At 58.6% G+C, this 7004-nt stretch carries 7 protein-coding genes and 5 tRNA genes; 3 read left to right on the top strand and 9 right to left on the bottom strand.

Going from position 1 to position 7004, the window contains the following annotated elements; genetic code table 11:
- Nucleotides 1–79: 79 nt before the first annotated feature.
- The 7 genes from CHU70_RS08605 to CHU70_RS08575 all read right to left on the bottom strand — a co-directional run bounded on the left by CHU70_RS08605 (nucleotide 80) and on the right by CHU70_RS08575 (nucleotide 2281).
- Nucleotides 80–152, bottom strand: a tRNA-Glu gene (locus tag CHU70_RS08605).
- Between the two features lie 83 nt (nucleotides 153–235).
- Nucleotides 236–1021: a TatD family hydrolase gene (locus CHU70_RS08600; protein ID WP_242451383.1), complete on the bottom strand. Its 786-nt coding sequence runs from the start codon at nucleotides 1019–1021 to the stop codon at nucleotides 236–238.
- Complete coding sequence (locus CHU70_RS08595; protein WP_048735404.1) at nucleotides 1018–1797, bottom strand: ThiF family adenylyltransferase; 780 nt, start codon at nucleotides 1795–1797, stop codon at nucleotides 1018–1020. The genes CHU70_RS08600 and CHU70_RS08595 overlap by 4 nt, the downstream gene beginning before the upstream one ends.
- Nucleotides 1798–1873: 76 nt before the next feature.
- Nucleotides 1874–1946: transfer RNA gene (locus CHU70_RS08590), tRNA-Glu, on the bottom strand.
- Nucleotides 1947–1985: 39 nt separating this feature from the next.
- A tRNA-Gln gene (locus CHU70_RS08585) sits at nucleotides 1986–2057 on the bottom strand.
- Nucleotides 2058–2087: 30 nt separating this feature from the next.
- Nucleotides 2088–2160 (bottom strand) — tRNA-Glu (locus tag CHU70_RS08580).
- A gap of 49 nt (nucleotides 2161–2209) precedes the next feature.
- Nucleotides 2210–2281, bottom strand: a tRNA-Gln gene (locus tag CHU70_RS08575).
- 297 nt (nucleotides 2282–2578) lie between these two features.
- Between CHU70_RS08575 and CHU70_RS11245 the strand changes: the two genes are divergently transcribed.
- Complete coding sequence (locus tag CHU70_RS11245; protein ID WP_168163230.1) at nucleotides 2579–2863, top strand: hypothetical protein; 285 nt, start codon at nucleotides 2579–2581, stop codon at nucleotides 2861–2863.
- Nucleotides 2781–3989, top strand: coding sequence for a hypothetical protein (locus CHU70_RS08570; RefSeq protein WP_070595745.1), 1209 nt, complete (start codon nucleotides 2781–2783; stop codon nucleotides 3987–3989). The genes CHU70_RS11245 and CHU70_RS08570 overlap by 83 nt, the downstream gene beginning before the upstream one ends.
- On the opposite strand, the gene gltX is transcribed toward CHU70_RS08570, so the two are convergent.
- On the bottom strand, nucleotides 3973–5460 hold the full coding sequence (gene gltX, locus CHU70_RS08565; protein ID WP_070595744.1) for a glutamate--tRNA ligase: 1488 nt from the start codon (nucleotides 5458–5460) through the stop codon (nucleotides 3973–3975). The two genes, CHU70_RS08570 and gltX, sit on opposite strands and share 17 nt — an antisense overlap.
- A 56-nt stretch (nucleotides 5461–5516) precedes the next feature.
- Nucleotides 5517–6230: a TIM barrel protein gene (locus CHU70_RS08560; protein ID WP_241482426.1), complete on the bottom strand. Its 714-nt coding sequence runs from the start codon at nucleotides 6228–6230 to the stop codon at nucleotides 5517–5519.
- On the opposite strand from CHU70_RS08560, the gene CHU70_RS08555 reads away from it, so the two are divergent.
- Nucleotides 6229–6951 carry an SDR family oxidoreductase gene (locus tag CHU70_RS08555; protein WP_070595743.1) on the top strand — a complete coding sequence of 241 codons (723 nt, stop codon included), beginning with the start codon at nucleotides 6229–6231 and terminating at the stop codon, nucleotides 6949–6951. The genes CHU70_RS08560 and CHU70_RS08555 overlap by 2 nt on opposite strands.
- The last annotated feature ends 53 nt before the right edge of the window (nucleotides 6952–7004 follow it).

The raw sequence follows: 7004 nt of genomic DNA, 5'->3' as shown, positions 1-7004 counted from the left end.
GCCGCGGTGGAGGGGTGAGCAGAAAGACAAAAGCCTCCACTCGATTACGAGTGAAGGCTCTTGTCTCTGTATATCTTTGTACCCCGTACGGGATTTGAACCCGTGTTACCGCCGTGAGAGGGCGGCGTCCTAGGCCGCTAGACGAACGGGGCTTAGAACTTTCATCCGCGCGCTGCGGACTTGTTAAACAATACACTAGACGTGGATAGTAACTGCAAATCGCCCGGTCAAGGCGCTAAATTCCAAGCGCTTTCGCATTTTTTGCCAGTGCGTTTTTAAGCTCCGCTTCATCCATTCTTCGCAGCGCCGCAACTTCGGCGACAGTGTCCCGCAAGGCCGCGACGACCTCTGCAGAAACCACCTCCGCCGCGTAGCCGCTTCCAGGCTCGTGCGGAAGGTCAGTTTCCAGCAAGAGCCTATCGACGGGCACCTGCGACACATAGGCCCGTCCGCGTTTGGTCCGTAGCATGAGCGGATTGACGGAGATGTAGCCACCGGCTCGGATAAGCCTGGTCAGCTCATCGTTGGTGCCACCGAAACGGTGAAAGATGGGCACGAGATTCTGACCGAACCCTACCCCTTTGCCGGAGTCCAAGCGTGGTTCCAGCAGATCAAGCACCGTATCGGCGCTGCGGACTGTGTGAATGGACAGGATATGCGGCTGGCTCGAAGCTTGGACAGCATCGAGGATGCCGGTGAGGACATGGATTTGAGTCTCGGCGGGAACGTCGTCAAGCCTGCGGGGCGCGAAGTCCAAGCCGATCTCACCGACGAAACGGGTGTGTGGAAGGGCCTCGCGAAATATCTCAAGCTCGCGCTCGTAGTTGCCGTCGATATACCACGGGTGATAGCCGACTGCGGCCATGGGGAGATTTTCGCGCTCTAGCTCGACAAATCCGGAGGGGCGGACTGTCTGCGCGATGATCTCCACGCCTTCCTGCGCAATATCGGCTTTGAAGCACTCGCGCGAAGCCGGTGGCAGGAAATCGTAGTGAAAGTGGGTATCGATGAGCCGCATCATTTTTCCGTTGGTGGCTGGTTTTCGTCGGCCGGACCGCCGATGCGCGGGGCCAGCGGGGTTTCCTCGAACCCGAGCAGACGGCGAATGACCTTTCCGGCCAGCATCTGCCCCATGATTGGCGGTATGTAGCTCATGGTACCGAGGGTTTCCGCCTTGGTACCGCTGCCCTTGTCCGCAATTCTCACTGGCTCTTCGGATGAGTACAGCACCTCAAGACCGCGAATGCGTCGGCGGATACACACCTGACGGACGACCTTCGCCAGCGGACAGACCTTTGTCTTATTGATTTTCGAGAAGGTCAGCCGAGCTGGGTCGAGCTTATTTCCGCCGCCCATAGCGGAAATGAGGTGGACACGATTTTCCGCGCACCACTGCGCGATCTCAATCTTGCCGGTGACATCGTCGATAGCGTCGATGATGTAATCCGGACGCGGGAACTGCTCGAAGGTCTCCGCCAGGTTTTCGCGTGTGAGAAAAATCTGGCGGGCATAGGTCGTACAATCCGGGTTGATATCGGCAACCATCGCCTCCATGACCTCGGCTTTGACCCGGCCAATCGTGGAGACAAAAGCCAGCGCCTGACGGTTGAGATTGCTCGGCTCCACGACATCACCGTCGATCAAGATGAGGTTGCCCACGCCGCCTCGGGCAAGAGCTTCGGCACAACTCGACCCCACGCCTCCGAGTCCGACAACCATGACGGTAGATTCAGCTAACGTTTCTAGCCCCTCCTCCCCTAGGAGAAGCTTCAGTCGTGCGAAACGTTCACTGGTCATAGTCGCCCCTGGTCATAGTCGCCTCGATTCTTAAAAAACAAAAACTCCCCAGCCGACTGACTGGGGAGTAACTTTGTACCCCGTACGGGATTTGAACCCGTGTTACCGCCGTGAGAGGGCGGCGTCCTAGGCCGCTAGACGAACGGGGCTTAGAACTGAATCCAACCCAACTGAGTGAGCGAATTCCGCTGGCCTACCAGGACTCGAACCTAGAATGACGGTACCAGAAACCGTAGTGTTGCCAATTACACCATAGGCCAATAAAGACTGGCGTTTTCACGCTGTCTTTGTACCCCGTACGGGATTTGAACCCGTGTTACCGCCGTGAGAGGGCGGCGTCCTAGGCCGCTAGACGAACGGGGCTTAGAACTTTGCAGTTAGTGAATACATTCAACAATGAACTTCTTCACTGCTGGCCTACCAGGACTCGAACCTAGAATGACGGTACCAGAAACCGTTGTGTTGCCAATTACACCATAGGCCATCGCTGCTGAACGCAACGAGGAATAATATAGCCAATTGGCGTGAACAAGAGCAAATCACCTGGTCAAAGGTTCGTTGTCAAAGGTTCGTTTAAATTCGCGAGTTCCCCACAGCCCACCTCAGCAGTGCGCATAGCTAATGCATAACTAATGCAATGCATATAACTAACGCAGTCCCAGATCGAAAGCCCATTCGATCGCAGCTCAAAGCTGATCCGCCCTTCAGGAGACACTTCGTGGTGAAGCGGCTGGCAAACAGCCGACACACACCAAAAAACCAGACCTGAAAGGCAGGCACCATGACTTCCCCAACAACGACGGCAACATCCGCCCCCATCACGCTCGAGCTGGAGTTCTCCGACATCACGGAGCAAATGAACGGCACCATCGGTCGCGTCATCGGCACTGTCACTATCCGTCAGTTCGCGAAAATCATCTCGGCCCTCAACCTCGACGCCAACCCACGCGTGTCCCCGCACCGGCCGCATCACCGATGCCATCATGGAAACCATCGACACCACGCCGGAGCTCTTCGCCTACAAGTCCAAGGGTGTGCTCCTGGCCTCCACTCAGTTCACCAGTGAAGACAATCTCTACCGCTTCACCTTCAGCAACCGTCGCATCGAAGGCATCCTCGACGGCGGTCACAACTCGCTGGCTATCGCACTGTTCGTTCTGGGCAAGCTCACTCCACCACCTAGCCGCAAAATCAAGACGTGGTCCGAAATGAAGGAGGTCTGGTCGGCGCGTACGGGAGAAATTGAGGAATTGCTTGCCGACGAAAGCCTCACCGAGCTCGATGCCCGTGTTCCGGTAGAGGTACTCGTGCCCGGTGCTCGGGACGAGGACACTGTGCAGGACTTCTCCGATGCTCTGCTCGATATCTGTGCCGCCCGCAACAACAATGCGGAGCTCAAGGCGGAAGCAAAGCTCAATCGCGCAGGCTACTTTGACGATCTGAAGCATGCTCTGCCTCAGGGAATTAGCGACAACGTGCAGTGGCGCACCAACGATACTGGTCGACTAAAGGTGGGCGATGTCATCGCTATGGCGTGGATTCCGCTGTCTTGTATTGACCTGCCGAAGGATGCCGACGGGAAGCAGATTGAAGCACCGACCCCCACCAGCCTCTACTCCGGCAAGGCCAAGCTGCTTGACCGCTTCGAGGATGTCATGAGCTCACCGGAGGTCACTAAGCCCAGCACTGAAAGCATCAATGAGCGCACCGAAGAGGTTGTTCTCTACAACGAGAAGGTCCGCAGCGCATTGAACCTCACGCGTGACTTCATCGATATTTTCGAGCGCATCAACGCAGAGCTACCCGATCTCTACAACAAAAGCGGCGGTAAATTCGGCGGCATCGATGCTGTTGACAAGGCCAATAAGAAGAATCCGCGGACTGGCAAGACTCCACAGAAGTACTCGAAGTTCTACCGCCAGCCCATCGGCTACGCGATTCCAGACGGGTTCATCTACCCGCTCGTGTACGCCTTTGCCGCACCGCTCAAGCAAAACGAGGACGGCACGGTCCACTGGGGAACCGACTGGCACGAGTTCTTCAACAACCACATGGGGTCGCTGGTCAAGGATTACCGCGAAACCTCCATGAATATGCTGAACCGCGACCCGCAGAAGGTGGGCAAGGAAGCGGGCTCTTACACGAACCTGCTTCGCTCAGCCCAGCTCGCGCTCTTTACTGAGCAGCAGTAACAGGAGTGACCTCGAGCGCCTTGCGCAGTCGGCCCAGGCTGCGGCTGCGACCAAGCAGCTCCATGGACTCGAACAGCGGCGGCGATACCTGAGCGCCAGTCACGGCCACGCGCACCGGGCCAAAAGCCTTGCGTGGCTTCAGCTCCAGGTCCTCGATGAGGGCCTTCTGAAGTGCAGCTTCAAGCTTCTCGGTGACGAAGTCCTCTTCGCTGAGCGGCTCCACAGCTGCAATGGTGGCCTCCAGGACAGCGACGGCGTCTTCCTTGAAGTTACGGCGTGCCGAGCGCTCATCGAAGGTGAACTCGTCCTCTTCCACAACTAGGAACTTCGAGAGGTCCCAGGCGTCGGAAAGCGTCTTCACACGGGTCTGCAGCAGCGTTGCCAGGAAAGCGAACTTATCCGCCGGGTAGTCGGCCGGGAAGTCAAAGTGGCTTTCCAGGTACGTGCGCAGACGCTGCTCGAAGTCGTTCGGATCGAGCATGCGGATGTGGTCCGCGTTGATAGCGTCGGCCTTCTTCTGATCGAAGCGAGCCGGGTTGGACAGCACATCGTGGATATCGAAGGCCTTGACCATCTCGTCCATCGTGAAGATGTCCTGGTCGCCGTCCATAGACCACCCCAGCAGTGCCAGGTAGTTCAGCAGACCCTCGCGGATGAAACCGTTATCGCGGTGGATGAAGAGATTGGACTGCGGGTCACGCTTGGACAGCTTCTTATTACCCTCGCCCATAACGAACGGCAGGTGACCGAACTCCGGGGTGAACTTGGCGACACCGATGCGCTTCAGCGACTCGTAGAGAGCGATCTGGCGCGGGGTCGATGGCAGCAGGTCCTCACCACGCAGGACGTGAGTGATCTCCATCAGGGCGTCATCGACCGGGTTAACCAGGGTGTAGAGCGGTTCACCGTTGGAGCGAGCAATGACGAAGTCCGGAACCAGGCCGGCCTTGAACTCGATACGACCGCGCACGAGGTCGTCGAAGACAATGTCCTCGTCCGGCATGCGCAGGCGAATCACCGGCTTACGGCCCTCTGCGCGGAAGGCTTCCTTCTGCTCCTCGGTGAGGTTGCGGTCATAGTTGTCGTAGCCCAGCTTCGGGTCACGACCGGCAGCCTTGTGGCGCTCCTCAACCTCTTCAGCGGTGGAAAAGGCCTCGTAGGCTTCACCGGCGTCGATGAGGCGCTGCAATACATCGGCGTAGATGTCCTTGCGCTGCGACTGGCGGTACGGGCCGTGCGGACCGCCGACATCGATGCCCTCGTCCCAGTCAATACCGAGCCAATTCAGGGCCTCGATGATTGCCTGATAGGACTCTTCGGAGTCGCGAGCGGCATCGGTATCTTCGATGCGGAAGACCAGCTTGCCACCAGTGTGACGGGCATATGCCCAGTTGAACAGGGCAGTGCGGATGAGGCCAACGTGCGGGGTACCGGTTGGCGACGGGCAAAAGCGTACGCGAACATCTGACATGCTTTCCCACGATACCCGCCCTCCCACCTGCAGGCATGCATAGGGTTTGCATAGGGTTACAGAGCCCACTCCCCGGCCACTTCGCCGGCGTATCCGGCGGCGCGCAGCCGCTCAACCCAGCTGCGCAGTGGTGCCTCACCGGTGCCCGGCGCGCCGCGGCCTGGGAAATCGGCAATCTGGACGTGCGCCGGCAGGCTCACTCTTCCGGTCTCCACATCAGCGAGCCAAGCATCCACGTCGACGCCATTAGCTGCAAAATGGTAAAAGTCCGCGAGCACACCAGCACCAGTCTGTTGCGCTAGCTCGTCGGCTTGCCAGGGATCTGTAATGGGATAATCGCTCATCCCGGACAGTGGCTCAATCAATGCGCGAACCCCGCTGAGCTCCAGCTGGGCAGTAATCTCAGTCAGTCTTTGCACCTGCAAGTTCGTTAGCTCCCCCGAGCGCCCCAGCAGCACGTTCGAGCATTTCAGCCCAGTGGCCCGCGCAATCTGGCTCACTGCCTCCAGATGCCCCGCGGGCAGCCCATCCGTATCGAGCACTCCTCGCTGCCCCGCTGCCATGTCCCCTCCCCACAGATTCATGGCATAAAGACCGAGGCTGTCGTCAAAGAGGTCACAAAAAGCGGAAACCTCATCGGGTGCGGGCACTGCGAGGTCAAAAGGCCACCAGAATTCCACGGCCGCGTAGCCGTCGTCACGCGCGGCGTTGACGGCGTCGTGCGGGGACATGTGTGCGTAGACCGTAGAACAGTTAATAATAGTGCTCATGACCAAAACGGTAGTAGTAACTGGTGGCGGCGCGGGCATTGGTCGCGAAATTGCTCTGGCTTTCGCCTCCGATGGCTGGCACGTGCATATCTGCGGCAGGCGTATCGACGCGCTCGAGGCCGTTGCCGCCGAAGCGGACAACATCACCTTCTCCAGGTGTGACATCACCGACCCCGAGCAGGTCCGTGCGATGTTTGAGGACGCGCAGGTAGCTACGGGAACCATTGATGTTGCGGTGCTCAATGCGGGGCTGCCCGGCACGCCCGCAGAGTTCGGAGAGACCGACATTGAGGACTTCCGGGCGGTCATCGATACGAATGTGGTCGGCTCGTACCTATGCGCACGCGAGGCTTTTTCGCGGATGAAGGCGGGGTGCGAGGGGAAGACAGAGCAAGCGGGCGGCCGAATCCTGGTCAATTGTTCTATCGCAGCGCAGGTGCCGAGAGCACACACGGCGGCGTACGCGACGTCGAAAAGCGCGCTTGCCGGAATGACCCACGTGCTTGCCCTCGACGGACGCGAGTATGGCATCACGGCAACGCGCATTGATATTGGCAATGCGCAGACTGACCTGTTGGGGACGTTCACAGGCAGCGAGCCGATGTTCGATGCCAAGCAGGCTGCGGAAACTTTCCTCTACGCCGCGAATCTGCCGGCAGGTGCCGTCATCGATCAGCTTACGATTACCGCTGCGGGTATGCCCTTTTTGGGCAGGGGTTAGCCTGCCCCTTAAACTGGAGCACAACTGGGTTTAGATTGAGGAGGCGGGTTAGG

Origin of the sequence: Corynebacterium sp. LK10 (assembly GCF_008042455.1) — a bacterium.
Taxonomy (GTDB): Bacteria; Actinomycetota; Actinomycetes; order Mycobacteriales; family Mycobacteriaceae; genus Corynebacterium; species Corynebacterium jeikeium_D.
The sequence above is the reverse complement of the archived record's forward strand: the minus strand, read 5'-3'. Positions and strand labels throughout refer to the sequence as shown.